Origin of the sequence: Streptomyces sp. NPDC006925 (assembly GCF_042869575.1) — a bacterium.
GTDB lineage: Bacteria > Actinomycetota > Actinomycetes > Streptomycetales > Streptomycetaceae > Streptomyces.
The window spans coordinates 64,923-81,666 of the sequence record NZ_JBIAGB010000025.1 but is presented as its reverse complement, the minus strand read 5'-3'; the positions used below and the strand labels follow the sequence as shown (position 1 = coordinate 81,666).

Sequence of the window (16,744 nt, the reverse complement as noted above, 5' to 3'; positions counted from 1 at the left end):
ACGCGATCCCATAAGCCGCATGGCACACAAAAACGACATCCGATCCTGTCGGTCAGGGGCGCGGCGGGAGCGGGGGGCGGGAGCGGTCGGGGGCGTCCCCGTATCCGGGCGGGGTCCGGGCGGGGTGCCTCTCCAGCAGGTCGAGGGCGGTGCGTACGGCGGTGCCCAGCACGGAGCTGCGGCCCTCGGCCCAGTCCAGCGGAGTGCGCAGGACCTCGATGTCCGGCTCGACCCCGCGGTTCTCCACCGACCATCCGTACCCCTCGAACCATGCGGCGTTCATCGGCACCGTGATCACGGTGCCGTCGCCGAGCCGGTGCCGGCCCGTCATCCCGACGACGCCGCCCCAGGTGCGGGCCCCGACGACCGGACCCAGGCCCAGCAGCCGGAACGCGGCGATGATCATGTCGCCGTCGGAGGCGGTCGCCTCGTCCGCCACGGCGACCACCGGGCCGCGCGGCGCGTCGCCGGTGTAGGTGACCGGCTGCGCGTCGCGGGTGAGGTCCCAGCCCAGGATGGTGCGGGTGAGCTTCTCCAGCACGAGCTCACTGATGTGCCCGCCCGCGTTGCCCCGGACGTCCACGATGAGCCCGGGCCGGGAGACCTCCAGCCGCAGATCCCGGTTGAACTGCGCCCAGCCGGAGCCGCCCATGTCGGGGATGTGCAGATAGCCGCAGGCGCCGTCGCTCAGCTCGCGGACGACGTCCCGGCGCCGGGCCACCCAGTCCTGGTAGCGCAGCGGACGCTCGTCGATCAGCGGGACGGCCGCGACCCGCCGCGGCCCCGCCTGCCGGAGCGTCAGCTCGACGGTGGTGCCGCCGGCCGCGGCCAGCAGCGGTGCGGGGCCGGCCACCGGGTCGACGGGGCGCGCGTCGACGTGGGTGAGCACCGCGCCCTCCCGCACCGGGGAGCCGGCCAGCGGGGAGCGGGCCCGGGAGTCGGAGGAGTCGCCGGGCAGGATCCGGGCGAGCTGCCAGTCGCCCTCCGGGGTGTGGATCAGATCGGCGCCCAGGAAGCCGAGGGGGCGCTGGTAGTGCGGCGGCCCCTCGTCGCGCCGCGCCGGGGTGACGTAGGCGTGCGAGGTGCCCAGTTCGCCCAGCACCTCGCGCAGCAGGTCGGCGAACTCGTCCGGGGTGGCGACGCGTTCGATCAGCGGCCGGTACTGCTCCAGGACGGCCGTCCAGTCGACGCCGCTCATCCCCGGATCCCAGAAGTAGGCCCGCACCAGCCGTCCCGCCTCCGCGTACGCCTGCCGCCACTCGGCCGCGGGATCGACGTCGTGCAGGATGCGGCGCAGGTCGATGAAGGTGGTGGTGTCCGCGTCGGCCCGCTGGTCGGCGGGGACCACCCGCAGCAGTCCCTCGTCGTTGACGACCAGCCGGGTGCCGTCGCCGCTGGGTGCGAACCAGTCGATGTCGCTGGTGAGTTCGGTGCGCTTGGCGGTGGTCAGGTCGAAGTGCTCCAGCGTCGGGCGGCCGGAGGTGTCGGCCGGGTTGGCGAAGGTCTCGCCGAGCGCGCCGGAGATCGGGTAGCGCAGCCAGATCAGCCCGCCCCCGGCCACCGGGCACAGCGCCCCGTACTTCGAGGCCGTCACCGGGAACGGCGTGACGCGGTTGGCCAGCCCCTCCGCCTCCACCAGTACCGGGGTCCCGCCGCCCTCCTCCTCGCCGTCCTGCCGGTCCTGCGGGTCCAGCCCGCCCGCGGCCGGGCGCCCCTCCGGGGTCAGCGCGAAGGGGGAGAGCGTCGCGGACGAGAGCGGCACCAGGTACGGACGGCAGCCCAGCGGGAAGGAGAGGTCGCCGGTGTGCACGTCGTAGACCGGGTCGAAGCCGCGCCAGGACAGGAATGCCAGGTAGCGGCCGTCGCGGGTGAAGACGGGCTGCTCGTCCTCGAACCGTCCGTCCGTGACGTCCAGGATCGGGCACTCGCCCGCTGCGGCGCCGTCCCGTTCGGCGACCTTCGTGAGCCGGATGCAGGACAGCGAGCGGCCCACCCCCGGGTGCGCCCAGGCCAGCCAGCGGGAGTCGGGGGAGAAGGCCGGATCGTGCACCGGGCCGTTGGCGGACCGCACGACCTCGCTGATCGCGGGCTCCGGGACCGCCGCGTCCGGGACCGCCCCGTCCGCGCCGGGGGCTGCCGTGCCGTCCCCGGCGGCCTCCGGGGGCTCCGTGGCGGCCTCCGGGGTCTCCTCCGGGCCGGGCACGTCGACCAGCAGCAGCCGCCCGTCGTGCGTGGCGACGGCCAGCCGCTCGGCGGACGGCGCGGCGACCAGCTCCCGCACCCGCCCCAGCCGTCCGGCCGCGATCCGGTAGGCGGGCCGGGGGCGGGAGGCGCGGGGCAGATCGGCGATCTCGATCGCGTCCTCGCCCTCCGCGTCGGTGACGTAGGCGATCCGCCCCGTGTCGCCCAGCATGGTGGGCAGCCGCACCCGTACCCCGGGGGCGTCCGCGAGGGCCCGGGCCGGGCCGTCGCGGTGGGTGAGCCAGTACAGGCTGCCGCGTACCCCGACCGCGCCCGCCCGGCCGGTGGGGTCGACGGCCAGCGAGGTGACATGCGCGCCCGCGGGCACCTGGTAGGGGCGGCGGCCGGCGCGCTGGCTGCCGGTGCGGACGTCGAGGCGGCGGGGCCGGGCCGCGTGGGCGAAGTCGTCGACCAGCCACAGCTCCCCCGCGCACTGGTAGACCACCCGCCGTCCGTCGGTGGCCGCGTGCCGGGCGTAGAAGGCGTCGTGATCGGTGTGCCGCCGCAGGTCGGTGCCGTCCGGGCGGCAGGAGTAGAGGTTGCCGACGCCCTCGTGGTCGGAGAGGAAGGCGATCCGGTCCCCGACGAGCAGTACCGAGTCCAGGTGTCCGTCGAGGCCGGGCAGCAGTCGCTCCCCCTGGAGCCACAGCCGTCCCGTCGCGCCGCCCCGGTACCGCTTCCAGCTCGCGGGCTCGTGCGGCGGCGTCCCGGTCAGCAGCAGCGTGCGGCGCTCGCCGCGCTGCTCGGCCACCGCGATGTCCGACACCGGTCCCCACGGCAGTCTGCTGCCGGGGCAGGAGGAGTCCGGTCGGCCCGCGGGCGGTCCGTCCGGGCCGTCGACCGGGACCCGGTAGGCCCAGGCCCGGTGCGCGAAGGGCTCCCCGTGCGAGGCCACCGCCAGGACGTCGCCCTCCGGGGTCCAGCCCCGCACCCGGGTGTCGGTCGCCCCCCAGTACGTCAGCCGCCGGGACGCGCCCCCGCGGACGGAGACCAGGTGGATCTCCGGGTCCAGGCTGCGCCAGCTGACGTAGGCGATGCGCTCCCCGGCAGGGCAGAAGCGGGGGTGGCTGATCCGGGTGCGGTCCACCGTCAGTCGCCGGGCCCGCCCCGAGGGTGCCCCCGGCTCCGGGAGCCGGACCGCCCACAGGTCGTCCTCGGTGGTGAAGCAGAGCAGCTCGCCGTGCAGATGCGGATAGCGGAGATACGCGCCGTCGTCGGTCACCTTTCCCATGGTTCGGGGGGATTTGCGGCCGGGCAAGTTGTGATGTGCCCCACATGTCCCGGTGCGGACTCATCCTGCGGGTGCGAGCGAGCGTCGATTGACATGAGCTCTCATAGTCGGCTCGCGGCGCCTCCCCGCCGTGCACCTTCGGCTCGGTCGGCCCTGCCGTCCCTGCTCCACCGCACCGTCCCACTGTCCGACCTCGAGACCGGAGAACCTCTCTCGTGGCCACCTTCCTGTACAAGCTCGGCAGACTCGCCTTCCGGCGGCGCCGCATCGTCGCCCTGATATGGGTGGCGCTGCTGGTCGCGGCCGGCGTCGGCGCGTCCACCGCATCGACTCCGCCCGACGACGACTTCGCACTGCCCGGCACGCAGGCCCAGAAGGCCTTCGACCTGCTGGAAGAACGCGTTCCGGAAGCCAACGCCGAAGGCGCGACGGCCCGTATGGTCTTCCGCGCCCCGACCGGCGAGAAGATCACCGCCGGACCCAACAAGGCCGCCGTCGAGAAGGCCCGCGAGGAGCTGAGCGGCGGGCAGGCGGCCGGCGTCACCGACCCCTTCGACAAGGGCAGCGGCGCCGTCAGCAAGGACGGCAGCATCGCCTACGCCTCCGTCCAGTACAAGGTCCCGGCCCAGGAGATCACCGACAAGACCCGGGAAGGCCTGGCGGACACCGCGAAGGAGGCCCGCAAGACCGGGCTGACCGTGGAGACCGGCGGTGACGCACTGCTGGTCGAGCCCGAGATGGGCAACGCCGAGGTCATCGGCATCGGCATCGCGGCCGTCGTGCTCATCCTCACCTTCGGCTCGCTGATCGCGGCCGGGCTGCCGCTGGTCACCGCGCTGATCGGAGTGATGATCGGCATCTCCTCGATCACCGCGCTGGGCGCCACCCTCGGCCTGTCGGCCAACACCACGACGCTGGCGATGATGATCGGCCTGGCGGTCGGCATCGACTACGCGCTCTTCATCGCCTCCCGCTACCGCGCGGAGCTGACCGAGGGCCGGGAACGCGAGGAGGCGGTCGGACGCGCGGTCGGAACCGCCGGGTCCGCCGTGGTCTTCGCCGGGCTCACCGTGGTGATCGCACTCGTCGGGCTCTCCGTCGTCAACATCCCGGTCCTCACCAAGATGGGTATGGCGGCCGCGGGCACCGTGGTCATCGCCGTCCTGGTGGCGCTGACGCTGGTGCCCGCCGCGCTCGGCCTGGTCGGCAAGCGGATCTTCGGCCGCCGGGTGCGCAAGGCCAACCCCGCCACCGGGGTGCCGCCCGCCGCCGACGCGGAGGGCCAGCGCCCCAAGGCCGGTGCCCGCTGGGCGGGCTTCGTGCTCCGCCGCCCCGTCCTGGTGCTGGTCACGGCCGTGCTGGCGCTCGGCGCCCTGGCGCTGCCCGTCGGCTCCATGCAGCTCGGGCTGCCCGACGAGGGCAACCAGCCGGAGAGCACCACCCAGCGCAAGGCCTACGACCTGCTCTCCGACGGTTTCGGCGCGGGCTTCAACGGCACGCTGATGGGCGTGGTCGACCTCAAGGGCGTCGACGACCCGAAGGCCGCGGCCACCGAGGTGCAGAAGCGGCTGCAGAAGGTGGACGGCGTGGTCGCCGTCAGCCCCCCGCAGCTCAACAAGAGCGGCGACACCGCCACCCTGACGGCCGTCCCGAAGTACGGTCCCAGCGACGAGCGCACCGAGACGATCGTGCACGACATCCGGGACCAGTCGGACACGATCGAGCAGAAGACCGGTGCCACGCTGTTGGTCACCGGCGCGACGGCGGTCGCCATCGACTTCTCGCAGGTCATGAACGACGCCCTGGTGCCCTATCTGGCGCTGGTGGTGGGCCTGGCCTTCGTGCTGCTGATGCTCGTCTTCCGCTCGGTGCTGGTGCCGCTCAAGGCGGCCCTGGGCTTCCTGCTCTCGGTGCTGGCGGCGCTGGGTTCCGTGGTGGCCGTCTTCCAGTGGGGCTGGCTGGCCGGACTGATCGGGGTCGAGCAGACCGGGCCGATCATGAGCATGATGCCGATCTTCATGATCGGTGTGATCTTCGGCCTCGCGATGGACTACGAGGTCTTCCTGGTGACGCGGATGCGCGAGGCGCACGTCCACGGGGAGGGCCCCGGCCAGGCCATCGTCACCGGCTTCCGGCTGGGCGCACGCGTGGTGACCGCCGCGGGCGTCATCATGATCAGCGTGTTCGCCGGGTTCATCGGATCCTCCGAAGCCATGATCAAGATGATGGGCTTCGGGCTCGCCGTCGCGATCCTCTTCGACGCCTTCGTGGTGCGGATGGCCATCGTGCCCGCGGTGCTCGCCCTGCTGGGGGAGCGCGCCTGGTGGCTGCCGCGCTGGCTGGACCGGCTGCTGCCCAACGTCGACGTCGAGGGTGAGGGCCTCCGCAAGGAGCTGAACCTCGACAAGGCGCCGGCCGCCACCGTTCCCCCGCCCCGCGAACCGGAGCGCACCGGCGTGTGACCCTCGCCCGGGGCGCACGCCCCGGGCCCGCCCCTCGTGGGACCGGCGCATGTCCTCGCCCGCCCATCCGTTTCCCCTCCGGGGACCGGGTGGGCGGGCGCTTCCGTGGGCGGGCGCGCTCCTCAAGGGCCTCGCCGGTGGCGGGACCCCGCTCGCGGGGCTGTCCGATCAGCGCCCGGACCCGCCGGCCGCGGGGGCCGCACCGGCAGGGGCTGCGCGGCCGGGAACCCGCGAGTCGGACTCGCGGTCGGGAACCCCTCGGAGTCAGACTCCGCGCAGCAGCGCCGCGAAACCCTCCTCCAGATCCAGCAGCGCCCGCTCGGCGCCGGCGGGCACCAGTTCGTAGCTGTGCCGCAGGAAGCGCTCCAGGTCGGCGGTGCGGAACTCCAGCACCGCGACCCCCTCGCCCGCGTGCAACTCGACCACCGTCCGCTCCTGCCCGTCGGGCCGGACGTGCACGTCGCCCTCGCCCGCGGCTCCGCGCAGCCCCTCGGCGAGCAGGTCGCGGGAGAAGGCCCAGGCGACCTCCGCGCCGTCGAGGGAGATCGCGGCGGGGAAGACGATCCGCACCGCCAGCGGATCGTCCGTCTCGTAGCGGAGCGCGGGGGTCAGCGGCCGGGCCGCCGGCGGCCGGACGATCAGCTGGGCCTGCACGGTACGGGTGATGACCTTCGACACTTCTGCTCCTCCGGATCGGGGGTTCCCGGCGCGCTCATCGCTCCGGCCGGGTTGCCCCTTCGCCCTGTCAGACGCGCAGCGGCGCCGCCCGGACACCCGAATCGCCTGGTGAGTTCTGCCACAGGCCGGAGAACAGGGGGGCGTCCCCGCCCATTCCGGGCGCCTCCGACGCCCTCTTGCGAAGAGTTTGCATCTGACCGCTATTCTCAAAAGGCTGGAGACGGCCGCTGCCAGGCCATTGCCGGGCCGTTGTGAGAAGCCGTGAGAAAGCGGAGTGCCCCCGATGCACGTACCTGATGGATTCATCGATGCCCCCGTTTCGGCCGGTACGGGAGTCGTGGCCGCCGCGGCCCTCGCCGTCTCGCTGCGCGGGGCACGGCGCGAGTTGGGCGGCGGCCCCGGCGGAGCCGGGGAGCGGACGGCGCCGCTGGCCGGACTGGTGGCGGCGTTCATCTTCGCCGTGCAGATGCTCAACTTCCCGGTGGCCGCCGGCACCAGCGGCCATCTGCTGGGCGGTGCCCTGGCCGCGATACTCGTGGGGCCGTACACGGGCGTGCTGTGCGTCTCCGTCGTACTGCTCCTGCAAGGCGTGCTCTTCGCGGACGGCGGACTGACCGCGCTGGGCACCAACATCACGGACATGGGCGTGGTGACCGTCCTGGTCGCCTACGCCGTCTTCCGCGGGCTGCTGCGGGTGCTGCCGCGCCGCCGCTCGGTGGTGACCGGCGCCTCCTTCGTCGCGGCGCTCGTCTCGGTACCGGCGGCCGCGGTCGCCTTCACCGCGATCTACGCGCTCGGTGGGACGACCGACGTCTCGCTGGGCAAGGTCTTCGGCGCGATGGTCGGGGTGCACGTGCTCATCGGCATCGGCGAGGCCGCGATCACCGCCGCGACGGTCGGCGCCGTCGTCGCCGTCCGCCCCGACCTGGTCCACGGGGCACGCGACCGGCTGGCCGCACCACTGGAACTGCGGCCCTCGCCGCTGTCGGACGCCGACTCCACGGGTGCCGAGCCGCGCCCGGCCGACACCCCGGCCGCCGCCCCGGCCGACACCGCCCCGGCCGACACCGCCCCGGCCGCTGCCGCCGGGCGGCGCCGTTCGGTGCGCCCGCTGTGGATCGCCGGGCTGGTCGTCACCCTGGCCTGCGCGGGCGGGCTCAGCTTCTACGCGTCCTCCGACCCCGACGGGCTGGAGAAGGTCGCCGCCGACAACGGCATCGACAAGCAGGCGGAGGACCACGCGGCGGAGGACTCCCCGCTGGCCGACTACGGCGTCGAGGACATCGCCGACTCCCGGCTGTCCGGCGGCCTGGCGGGCGTCATCGGCGTGGGCGCCACCCTCGTCGTCGGCTCGGGCGTCTTCGTCGCCGTGCGCCGCCGCAACAGCGGCGGCACCCCCCTCGAAGCCGGCGCGTCCACCGCGTCCGGCCCGCCCGCGACCGAGCGCTAGGGAGGGCCGACATGGGTGCCGGACACGCGCACAAGCTCTACAAGCACGGCCACTCGCCCGTGCACGCGCTGCCCGCGCACTGCAAACTGGCGGCGGTCTTCTGCTTCGTCCTGCTGGTCGTCGCCACCCCACGGGAGGCCGTGTGGGCGTTCGGCGCGTACGCGGTGCTGCTGGCCGCGGTCGCCGCCGTCTCCCGGGTGCCGCCGCGCCATCTGCTGACCCGGATGGCGATCGAGGTGCCGTTCGTGGCCTTCGCGGTGCTGCTGCCGTTCGTCGCGGAGGGCGAGCGGATCACCGTCTGGGGGCTCTCGCTGTCCGAACCCGGCATCTGGGGCGCGTGGAACGTCCTGGCCAAGGGCACCCTCGGAGTGGCCGCTTCGGTACTGCTCGCCTCCACGACCGGGCTGAACGACCTGCTGCTGGGCCTCGCGCGGCTGCGGATGCCCGCGCTGCTGTGCCAGATCGCCACGTTCATGGTGCGCTACGCCGATGTCATCAGCGAGGAGATGCGCCGGATGCGCACCGCGCGCCTCTCGCGCGGCTTCGAGGCCCGCGGGCCCCGCCACTGGGGGGTGCTGGCCAAGTCGGCCGGTTCGCTGTTCATCCGCTCCTACGAGCGGGGCGAGCGGGTGCATCTGGCGATGCTCAGCCGCGGCTACGCCGGCAGCATGCCGCCCGCTCTCGGCGCGGGTCCCGCCGCGCGCGCGGAGTGGGCCCGCTCGGCCGCGCTGCCGATGACCGCCCTCGCGATCTGCCTCCTGGGATGGGTGCTGTGACTTCCTCCACCGACCCGAACGCCGACCCGAGCGCCGGGACGGCCGCCGGCCCGAGCGCCGCGGCGGCCGCCGACGGCGCGGCGCCGGTGCCCTCGCTCCAGGTGAGCGGCCTGGCCTACGCCTACCCCGACGGCCACCAGGCGCTGTTCGGCGTCGATCTGAGCGTCCCGCGCGGGCAGCGGGTCGCGCTGCTGGGCCCCAACGGCGCGGGCAAGACCACGCTGGTACTGCATCTGAACGGCATCCTGACGCCCGGCGCCGGTTCGGTCACCGTGGCCGGGCTGCGCGCCGAACGCGCCCATCTGGCGGAGATCCGGCGCCGGGTCGGCATCGTCTTCCAGGACCCGGACGACCAGCTCTTCATGCCGACGGTCCGCGAGGACGTGGCCTTCGGCCCGGCCGCCGCGGGACTGCGCGGCGCCGAACTGGAGGCCAGGGTGCAGGAGGCGCTGGAGCGCGTCGGGATGGCCGAGCACGCCCACCGGGCGCCGCACCACCTCTCGTTCGGCCAGCGGCGCCGCGTCGCGGTCGCCACCGTGCTGGCCGGCCGTCCGGAGATCCTGGTGCTGGACGAGCCGTCCTCCAACCTCGACCCGGCGGCCCGCCGCGAGCTGGCCGACCTGATCCGCTCGCTGGACCTGACGGTGCTGATGGTCACCCACGACCTGCCCTACGCGCTGGAGCTGTGCCCCCGCTCGGTGGTGCTCAGCGACGGGGTACTGGTGGCCGACGGCACCACTCAGGAGCTGCTCTCCGACGCCGAGCTGATGCGCGCCCATCGCCTCGAACTCCCCTTCGGCTTCGACCCGCGCTCGGTGACGGCGCCGGTCGCCTGAGCGGTCCCGCGCCGCCCGCCCGACCGCCCCGGGCCCCCCGGGGCGGGCCGCACCGCCGAGGCCGCCCCCGGCGCACGGCACCGTGCGGCGCGTAGGACCATGGGGGGCGCGGCGCCACAAAAGCGCCCCCAGGCGACAGGAGCGAAGGAAACGTGGCAGAGGTCGTTCACACAGCGGTGGCCGAGCACGGCGCGGAGGTGGCGGTGCACGGCACGGTGGCGGACGGGTACGAGCCCGTCCGGGACGCCTTCGTACGCAACTTCGAGCGGCGCGGCGAACGCGGCGCGGCGCTGGCCGTGCACCGCGAGGGCCGCACGGTCGTCGATCTGTGGGGCGGCAGCACCGATCCGGCCGATCCGGCCGCCGCACCCTGGGAACGGGACACCGCCGTCCTCGTCCGGTCGGCCACCAAGGGGCCGGCGGCGGCCGTCCCGCACCTGCTGCACCAGCGCGGACAGCTCGACCTGGACGCGCCGGTGGGCGCGTACTGGCCGCAGTTCAAGACGGCAGGCAAGGAACGGCTCCTGGTCCGCCACCTGTTGACGCACCGCGCCGGACTGCCCGCGCTCGACACTCCGCTCACCCCGCAGGAGGCGCTGGAGCCGGGCCGTGCGGCGCGCGCGCTCGCCGCGCAGACCCCCGAGTGGGAGCCAGGAGCCGCACACGGCTACCACCCGCACACCTTCGGCTGGCTGCTGGGGGAACTGGTGGCGCGCGCCAGCGGAGGCCGCAGCCTGGGACGCTGGTTCGCCGACGAGGTGGCCGCCCCCCTCGGGCTCGACCTGTGGATCGGGCTGCCCGAGCAGGTGGCGGCCGACAGCCGGGTGGCCCGGGTCGCCGAACAGGAAGCACCCGCGCCGGAGCCGGGCGCGCTGCGCACCCGGCCCAAGCGCGCGGTCACCGCCGCCTACGCCGATCCGGACTCCCTCACCCGCCGCGCCTTCGGCGCCCTGGCTCCGAAGCCGGACGAGAACGACCCGGCCTACCGCGCCGCCGAACTCCCCGCCGCGAACGGCATCGCCACGGCCCGTTCCCTGTCCGCCTTCTACGCGGCGCTGCTGGGCCCGCTGGACGGGGGCGCCGCCGAGCAGCGCTCCCGCGCGGCCCGGCGGGGTCTGTTCACGCCCGCGACGCTGGCCCAGGCCCGCGCCCTGGACGCGGACGGGCCCGACCGGGTGCTGGTGGTCAACACCCGGTTCGGGCTGGGATACATGCTGCACGGATCGGCCTGCCCGCTGCTGGGGCCCGGCTCGTTCGGCCACCCCGGGCGCGGCGGCTCGCTCGGCTTCGCCGATCCGGAGACGGCCACCTCCTTCGGCTACACCACCGGTACCCTGCACCGCTCGGTCACCAGCGATCCCCGTCCGCAGGCCCTGATCCGCGCGCTGCGCACGGTCGTCGCACAGCCGTGACCGGTGGGACGGGCGTGACGGTCATGACCGCCGTGCTCGACGTGCCCGCCCGGACCCCGCCGCGATGACCGTTCCGGCCCGACCACGGTGACCGCCCCGCCCCGGGAGCCCGTCGGCGTCGGCTGACGCGGTTCGTCGGTCCCGGCCACCCGCTGCCGCAGGGCGCGGGGCCGCAGAGCGGTGGGCCCGTCGGCTCACACGAGACCGGCGCCCGGCGCCGGGCCCGTGGTGGCGCGCGCCCCGCGGCAGGTGCCGGAAGCGGCGAGGGCCTGTGCGATGCGGGTCCCCGAGTCGGGGTCGGCCACCAGGAACGCGCAGGTGGGGCCGGAGCCGGAGACCAGCGCCGCCAGCGCGCCCGCGGCCAGCCCGGTCTCCAGGGTCTCGGCCAGCGAGGGGCGCAGCGAGAGCGCGGCCGGCTGGAGATCGTTGCGCAGCGCCCCGGCGAGCGCCGCGGCGTCGCCGGCCCGCAGCGCCGCAAGCAGTTCCTGGGAGACGGCCGGTTCGGGTACGTCGGCGGCCGAGGAGCCCGTCCCGGCGGTCTCCCGCAGCCGGTCGCACTCCCGGTAGACGGCCGGGGTCGACAGCCCGCCGTCCGCGACCGCGAACACCCAGTGGAAGGCGCCGCCGACCTCCAGTGGGGTCAGCACCTCGCCACGCCCCTCCCCGAGCGCGGCGCCGCCCGCGAAGCTGAACGGCACGTCCGAGCCCAGCTCGGCGCAGAGTTCCAGCAGTTCCTCGCGCGGGCTGTCCAGCCCCCACAGCCGGTCGCAGGCCAGCAGGGCGCCCGCGGCGTCCGCGCTGCCGCCCGCCATCCCGCCCGCGACGGGGATGTCCTTGGCGATGTGCAGGTGCACATCGGGGGCCAGCCCGTGCCGTGCGGCCAGCAGCGCCGCCGCGCGAGCCGCCAGATTGGTGCGGTCCTGCGGCACCAGCGCTGCGTCCGGCCCGGAGACGGTGAGCAGCGGCGCGTCGGCGCGGGTGGCGCTGACCGAGTCGTACAGGCCGACGGCAAGGAACACGTTGGCCAGGCCGTGGAAGCCGTCGGGGCGCACTCCGCCGACCGAGAGCTGCACATTGACCTTGGCCGGGACGCGGACCGTGACCGTGTCGGCGCTGCTGGCTGCTGGCTGGGTCACGTGCTGCGCTCCTCGTGCGGGTTCCGGTCGCCGGGGGTTTCGGCGGGCCGCTGCGGTGGGCCGTCGCGGCGCGGGCCGTGCGCGGCGACGGCGGCGAACTCGGCGACGGTCAGCGACTCGCCGCGCGCCTGCGGGGACACTCCGGCCGCGCGGAGCGCCTCCTCGGCGGCGGCGCCGGAGCCCGCCCATCCGGAGAGCGCGGCCCGCAGCGTCTTGCGGCGCTGGGCGAACGCCGCGTCCACCACGGCGAACACCTCCGCGCGCGGTACGCCGGTCGTCGGCGGGTGCGGGCGCCGCACCAGCGAGACCAGCCCGGAGTCGACGTTGGGCGCGGGCCAGAAGACGTTCCGACCGATCGCCCCGGCCCGCTTGACCTCGCAGTACCAGGCGGCCTTGACCGACGGTACGCCGTACACCTTCGAGCCGGGCGGCGCGGCGAGCCGGTCGGCGACTTCCGCCTGCACCATCACCAGGGTCCGCTCGATGCTCGGGAAAGCGGCCAGCAGGTGCAGCAGGACCGGGACGGCCACGTTGTAGGGGAGGTTGGCCACCAGCGCGGTCGGGGCCGGGCCGGGCAGTTCCTCGATCCGCAGCGCGTCCTCGTGCACCAGGCGGAAGTCCGCGGTCCGCTCGGGCAGCCGGGTCCGCACGGTCGTGGGCAGCGCCGCGGCCAGCGCGTCGTCGATCTCCACGGCGGTCACCGCCGCCGCCGTCTCCAGCAGCGCCAGGGTGAGCGAGCCGAGCCCGGGCCCGATCTCCAGCACGACGTCGTCCGCGCGGACCCCGGCGGTGCGCACGATGCGGCGCACCGTGTTCGGGTCGATGACGAAGTTCTGCCCGCGCTGCTTGGTGGGCCGTACCCCGAGGGTCTCCGCCAGTTCCCGCACTTCTGCGGGGCCGAGCAGCACCCCGCTGCCGGAGGCGTCGGGCGTGGTGGACGGGTCGGAAGGGGCAGCGCTCACCGCGCCAGTTTACGGCCGTGCGGGATGCGCCGGGCCGCCGGGCGGTGCCGCGGCCCGCGGCGGGCGGGCGCGGGCGGGCGCGGGCAGCCGCGGGCTCAGCAGCCGAAGGCGCGGGCCGTGTTCGCGGCCGGTGAGGGTGCCGTCGCTCCGGGAGCGCCGCTATTCGGGGAAGACCGTTCCCAGCAGTCGGTACAGCTCCGCGCGGTCCTCGCCCGAGAGCTTGTCCAGCGCCTGCTGGGTGCGGTGCATCGTCTCGCGGACGGTGTCGATGGTCCGCTCGCCCTCTTCCGTGAGGACGACGTTCTTGACCCGCCGGTCCTCGGGGTTCACCTCCCGCCGCACGAGCGCCCGCTTCTCCAGGCGGTCCACGATGCCCGTGATGTTGGATGCGTCACAGGCCAGGCTCGCGGCCAGGGAGCGCATCGGGGCGGGGGAGCGGCGCAGCGCACCCAGTGTCTTGGCCTGGCTGGCGGTGAGGTCCGACGCGGCGGCCGCGGCCGTGAAGTCGGCGACGTGCGCGCTGAGTACGTGCGCGAGCAACTCGATGAGCTGGGTCTTGGTGGGGTGCGCGGGACCGGGTCCGGGGGCACCTGTGGCGTCCGGCATGTGGCCACACTACTCCGCAAAGCTTGACTATCTCAATTGCCTGAGGCTACCTTCGCACTTACTTGAATTTCTCAAGCATGTAGTTAATCAAGCACCCCTCTCCATGTACAGGTACCGGCCTCACCCCTGGGAACACCCATGACCTCCACATCCTCTCCGCCACCCGCGCGCCCCTCGGGCGGATTCGGGCTCATCCTCGTCCTGGGCCTCGCCGCCATGGTCGTTTCGATGATGCAGACGCTGGTGGTGCCCATCCTCGGCGTCATCCAGAGCGATCTCGGCACCAGCACCGCCGGTGTCAGCTGGGTCACCACCGCCACCCTCCTCTCCGCCGCCGTCTTCACCCCGCTGCTCGGCCGCTTCGGTGACCAGCACGGCAAGAAGCCGACCCTCGTAGGCGTCCTGGTGCTGCTGGTCGCGGGCTCCGTGCTGGCCGCGACGACCGAATCGCTGACCTTGCTGATCGTGGCGCGCGTGATGCAGGGCGCGGCCACCGCCATCTTCCCGCTCGCGCTGTCCGTGCTCCGCGAGGAGGTCCCGCACGAGCGGCTGCACACCGCGATGGCCCTGGTCAGTGGAACGCTCGCGTTCGGCAGCGGCCTGGCGCTGGTCGGTGCGGGCCTGCTGACGCAGGGTGCGCACCCCGACTACCACCGCGTCTTCTGGCTGGCCTGCGGACTCGCCGTGCTCGCCCTGGTCGGGGTTCTGCTCGTCGTGCCCACCTCGCGGCACCGGACCGGCGGACGTACCGACTGGCTCGGTGCCGTCGCCCTCGCCGCGATGCTGGTGCTCCTGCTGCTGCCCATCTCCCAGGGGCACGAGTGGGGCTGGACCTCCGGCCGTACGCTCGGGCTGTTCGCGGGCTCCGCCGTGACCGGCGGGCTGTGGGTCCTGATCGAACGCCGGGTCCGCGAGCCCATGGTCGACATGCGGATGTTCGTCCACCCGCCGGTGCTCTTCACCAACATCGCCGGACTGCTGGTCGGCTTCGCGATGTTCGCGCAGTTCCTCGGGGTGTCGTACCTGGTGCAGATGCCCGAGGAGCTGACCGGGTACGGCTTCGGGGCCTCCGTGCTCCGCGCCTCCGTCGAGTACCTGCTGCCCACCACACTCGTCTCGCTCGTCGCCGCCCAGTTCGGCGGCATGCTGGTGAGCCGGATCGGGGCGCGGCTCACCCTCGTCGCGGGTGCCGCGTTCGGCGTCACCGGCTTCACCTGGCTGATCCTCCAGCACGACAGCACCCCTGCCGTCATTGTCGCGGGGATGGTCGTCGGCGTCGCCATCAGCTTCGGCTACGCGGCGATGCCCGCCCTCATCGCGGCAGGCGTCCCGCACCACCAGAGCGGCATCGCGAACGGCATCAACTCCATCTCCCGGTCCGTCGGCAGCGCCGTCGCCAGCGCGGTCATCACCTCCCTGCTCGCCTCGAAGACCATCCAGCACCTGCCGGCCGGGACGCCCCCGCTGCCTGAGGAGAGCCAGTTCACGCTGAGCTTCGCGCTCGCCGGGGGAGCGTTCCTCCTCGTGGCGGTCGTCGCCCTGGTCGGGCTGGCGGCACGCCGCACGAGCGCGCAGGACGCCCACAGCGTCTCCGGCGCGGACGCCGTGAGCGTGCCGGAGCCGGGCGCCGTGAGCGTGCCGGAGCCGGGCGCCGTGAGCGTGCCGGAGCCGGACGCCGTGAGCGTGCCGGAAACGGACGCCGGGCGACCGCTGGCCCGCTGACGAGGCCCGATGCGGCCTTTGGCAACCCCACTCACCACACCGGAGGACATGACATGACTCATCAGGAAACCGACCGTGCCGCCCACAGCCTTTCGCGTCCGTTCGGGGTGCGCGGACTCCACGTGCCCAACCGGATCGTGATGGCTCCCATGACCCGGCAGTTCTCCCCGGGCGGGGTCCCGGGGCCCGATGTGGCGCAGTACTACGCCCGACGGGCCGCCGCCGGCGTCGGGCTGATCGTCACGGAGGGCACGTACGTGGACCACGCCTCCGCGGGCACCAGCGACGAGGTGCCGCGGTTCCACGGCGACGACGCGCTCGCCGGCTGGTCGGACGTGGTGGAAGCCGTGCACCGGGCGGGCGGAAAGATCATGCCGCAGCTGTGGCACGTGGGCGTCACCCGGACCCCGGGCGCTCCTCCCGTGCCGGACGCCGAGCCGATGAGCCCTTCGGGGCTGTCCCTGCAGGGCGAGCCCAAGGGCCGCGCCATGACGCAGCAGGACCTCGACGATGTCGTCGCCGCGTTCGCCACCGCCGCGGCGGACGCCGAGCGCCTCGGGTTCGACGGCGTGGAACTGCACGGCGCCCACGGCTATCTCATCGACCAGTTCCTCTGGTCCTCCACCAACCGCCGCACCGACGCCTACGGGGGCGACATCGCCTCGCGGACCCGCTTCGCCGCCGAGATCGTGGCCGCGTGCCGCAGCGCGGTGTCCGACTCCTTCCCCCTCTTCTTCCGGCTGTCCCAGTGGAAGATGGACAACTACGAGGCCAGGCTGGCCGGAACGGCCGCGGAGCTGGACACGCTGCTCACTCCGCTGGTCGCGGCCGGAGTCGACGCCTTCCACGCGTCCACTCGCCGCTACTGGCTGCCGGAGTTCGACGGCTCCGACCTCAACTTCGCCGGATGGGTGAAGAAGATCAGCGGCAGGCCGACCGTCACGGTCGGCTCGGTCGGCCTGGACAGCGACTTCTTCAACATCTTCCGGGGCAAGAGCTCCGGCGCGACCGGCATCGATCAACTCCTCGACCGTATGGAGCGGGACGAGTTCGACCTCGTAGCGGTCGGCCGTGCGCTCCTCGCCGATCCCGAGTGGGCCGTCAAGACCCTGACCGGAAAGGCCGCGGACATCACCTCTCCCAGCGGGGAGGCGCTCAAGACGCTGTACTGAGAGTCGGCCGGGACGCCGCGCCGAGGGCCGCGGGGGAGCGACGCCGGGGGGTGACCCGTC

12 protein-coding genes are annotated in these 16,744 nt (G+C 74.1%); 7 read left to right on the top strand and 5 right to left on the bottom strand.

The genetic code is table 11. The features are described from left to right. Window positions 1–52 precede the first annotated feature (52 nt). The gene (locus tag ACFYNS_RS26525) at window positions 53–3,472 is read right to left on the bottom strand and encodes a S41 family peptidase (RefSeq protein ID WP_388605420.1); all 3,420 of its coding nucleotides are present in this window, start codon (window positions 3,470–3,472) and stop codon (window positions 53–55) included. Between the two features lie 215 nt (window positions 3,473–3,687). On the opposite strand from ACFYNS_RS26525, the gene ACFYNS_RS26520 reads away from it, so the two are divergent. After that, entirely contained in the window at window positions 3,688–5,934 is a 2,247-nt protein-coding gene (locus tag ACFYNS_RS26520) for an MMPL family transporter (protein ID WP_388605418.1), read from the top strand. Window positions 5,935–6,198: 264 nt separating this feature from the next. Here the strand turns inward: ACFYNS_RS26520 and ACFYNS_RS26515 are convergent, their stop codons facing one another. After that, window positions 6,199–6,612, bottom strand: coding sequence for an SsgA family sporulation/cell division regulator (locus tag ACFYNS_RS26515; protein ID WP_360292187.1), 414 nt, complete (start codon window positions 6,610–6,612; stop codon window positions 6,199–6,201). Between the two features lie 283 nt (window positions 6,613–6,895). Here ACFYNS_RS26515 and ACFYNS_RS26510 point away from each other — a divergent pair, with 283 nt between their 5' ends. The 4 genes from ACFYNS_RS26510 (at window position 6,896) to ACFYNS_RS26495 (ending at window position 11,086) form a co-directional block, all read left to right on the top strand. Further along, on the top strand, window positions 6,896–8,062 hold the full coding sequence (locus ACFYNS_RS26510; protein WP_388605415.1) for an energy-coupling factor ABC transporter permease: 1,167 nt from the start codon (window positions 6,896–6,898) through the stop codon (window positions 8,060–8,062). A gap of 11 nt (window positions 8,063–8,073) precedes the next feature. Beyond that, window positions 8,074–8,838 carry a cobalt ECF transporter T component CbiQ gene (cbiQ, locus tag ACFYNS_RS26505; protein ID WP_360292183.1) on the top strand — a complete coding sequence of 255 codons (765 nt, stop codon included), beginning with the start codon at window positions 8,074–8,076 and terminating at the stop codon, window positions 8,836–8,838. Then, window positions 8,826–9,674 (top strand): energy-coupling factor ABC transporter ATP-binding protein, encoded by an 849-nt coding sequence (locus ACFYNS_RS26500; RefSeq protein ID WP_388605413.1) that lies wholly within the window; start codon window positions 8,826–8,828, stop codon window positions 9,672–9,674. Before cbiQ ends, ACFYNS_RS26500 begins: the two co-directional genes overlap by 13 nt. Before the next feature lie 152 nt (window positions 9,675–9,826). Further along, window positions 9,827–11,086, top strand: a complete 1,260-nt coding sequence (locus ACFYNS_RS26495; protein ID WP_360292180.1) for a serine hydrolase domain-containing protein — start codon at window positions 9,827–9,829, stop codon at window positions 11,084–11,086. A gap of 194 nt (window positions 11,087–11,280) precedes the next feature. Here ACFYNS_RS26495 and ACFYNS_RS26490 read toward each other — a convergent pair whose 3' ends face one another. The 3 genes from ACFYNS_RS26490 to ACFYNS_RS26480 form a co-directional block, all read right to left on the bottom strand. Beyond that, window positions 11,281–12,222: a 4-(cytidine 5'-diphospho)-2-C-methyl-D-erythritol kinase gene (locus ACFYNS_RS26490; RefSeq protein ID WP_388605411.1), complete on the bottom strand. Its 942-nt coding sequence runs from the start codon at window positions 12,220–12,222 to the stop codon at window positions 11,281–11,283. Then, window positions 12,219–13,184: a 16S rRNA (adenine(1518)-N(6)/adenine(1519)-N(6))-dimethyltransferase RsmA gene (gene rsmA, locus ACFYNS_RS26485; protein WP_360292174.1), complete on the bottom strand. Its 966-nt coding sequence runs from the start codon at window positions 13,182–13,184 to the stop codon at window positions 12,219–12,221. The genes ACFYNS_RS26490 and rsmA overlap by 4 nt, the downstream gene beginning before the upstream one ends. Window positions 13,185–13,343: 159 nt before the next feature. Then, entirely contained in the window at window positions 13,344–13,790 is a 447-nt protein-coding gene (locus tag ACFYNS_RS26480) for a MarR family transcriptional regulator (RefSeq protein ID WP_360292172.1), read from the bottom strand. 138 nt (window positions 13,791–13,928) lie between these two features. On the opposite strand from ACFYNS_RS26480, the gene ACFYNS_RS26475 reads away from it, so the two are divergent. Continuing rightward, on the top strand, window positions 13,929–15,512 hold the full coding sequence (locus ACFYNS_RS26475; protein ID WP_388605408.1) for an MFS transporter: 1,584 nt from the start codon (window positions 13,929–13,931) through the stop codon (window positions 15,510–15,512). 53 nt (window positions 15,513–15,565) lie between these two features. Beyond that, window positions 15,566–16,684 (top strand): NADH:flavin oxidoreductase, encoded by a 1,119-nt coding sequence (locus ACFYNS_RS26470; RefSeq protein ID WP_360292166.1) that lies wholly within the window; start codon window positions 15,566–15,568, stop codon window positions 16,682–16,684. Window positions 16,685–16,744: the final 60 nt, after the last annotated feature.

Excerpts from the sequence above, each read along its gene's own strand:
- ACFYNS_RS26480 (WP_360292172.1), bottom strand. The coding sequence starts at position 13,790 with ATGCCGGACGCCACAGGTGCCCCCGGACCCGGTCCCGCGCACCCCACC.
- ACFYNS_RS26470 (WP_360292166.1), top strand. The coding sequence starts at position 15,566 with ATGACTCATCAGGAAACCGACCGTGCCGCCCACAGCCTTTCGCGTCCG.
- cbiQ (WP_360292183.1), top strand. The coding sequence starts at position 8,074 with ATGGGTGCCGGACACGCGCACAAGCTCTACAAGCACGGCCACTCGCCC.
- ACFYNS_RS26510 (WP_388605415.1), top strand. The coding sequence starts at position 6,896 with ATGCACGTACCTGATGGATTCATCGATGCCCCCGTTTCGGCCGGTACG.
- ACFYNS_RS26475 (WP_388605408.1), top strand. The coding sequence starts at position 13,929 with ATGACCTCCACATCCTCTCCGCCACCCGCGCGCCCCTCGGGCGGATTC.
- ACFYNS_RS26500 (WP_388605413.1), top strand. The coding sequence starts at position 8,826 with ATGGGTGCTGTGACTTCCTCCACCGACCCGAACGCCGACCCGAGCGCC.
- ACFYNS_RS26525 (WP_388605420.1), bottom strand. The coding sequence starts at position 3,472 with ATGGGAAAGGTGACCGACGACGGCGCGTATCTCCGCTATCCGCATCTG.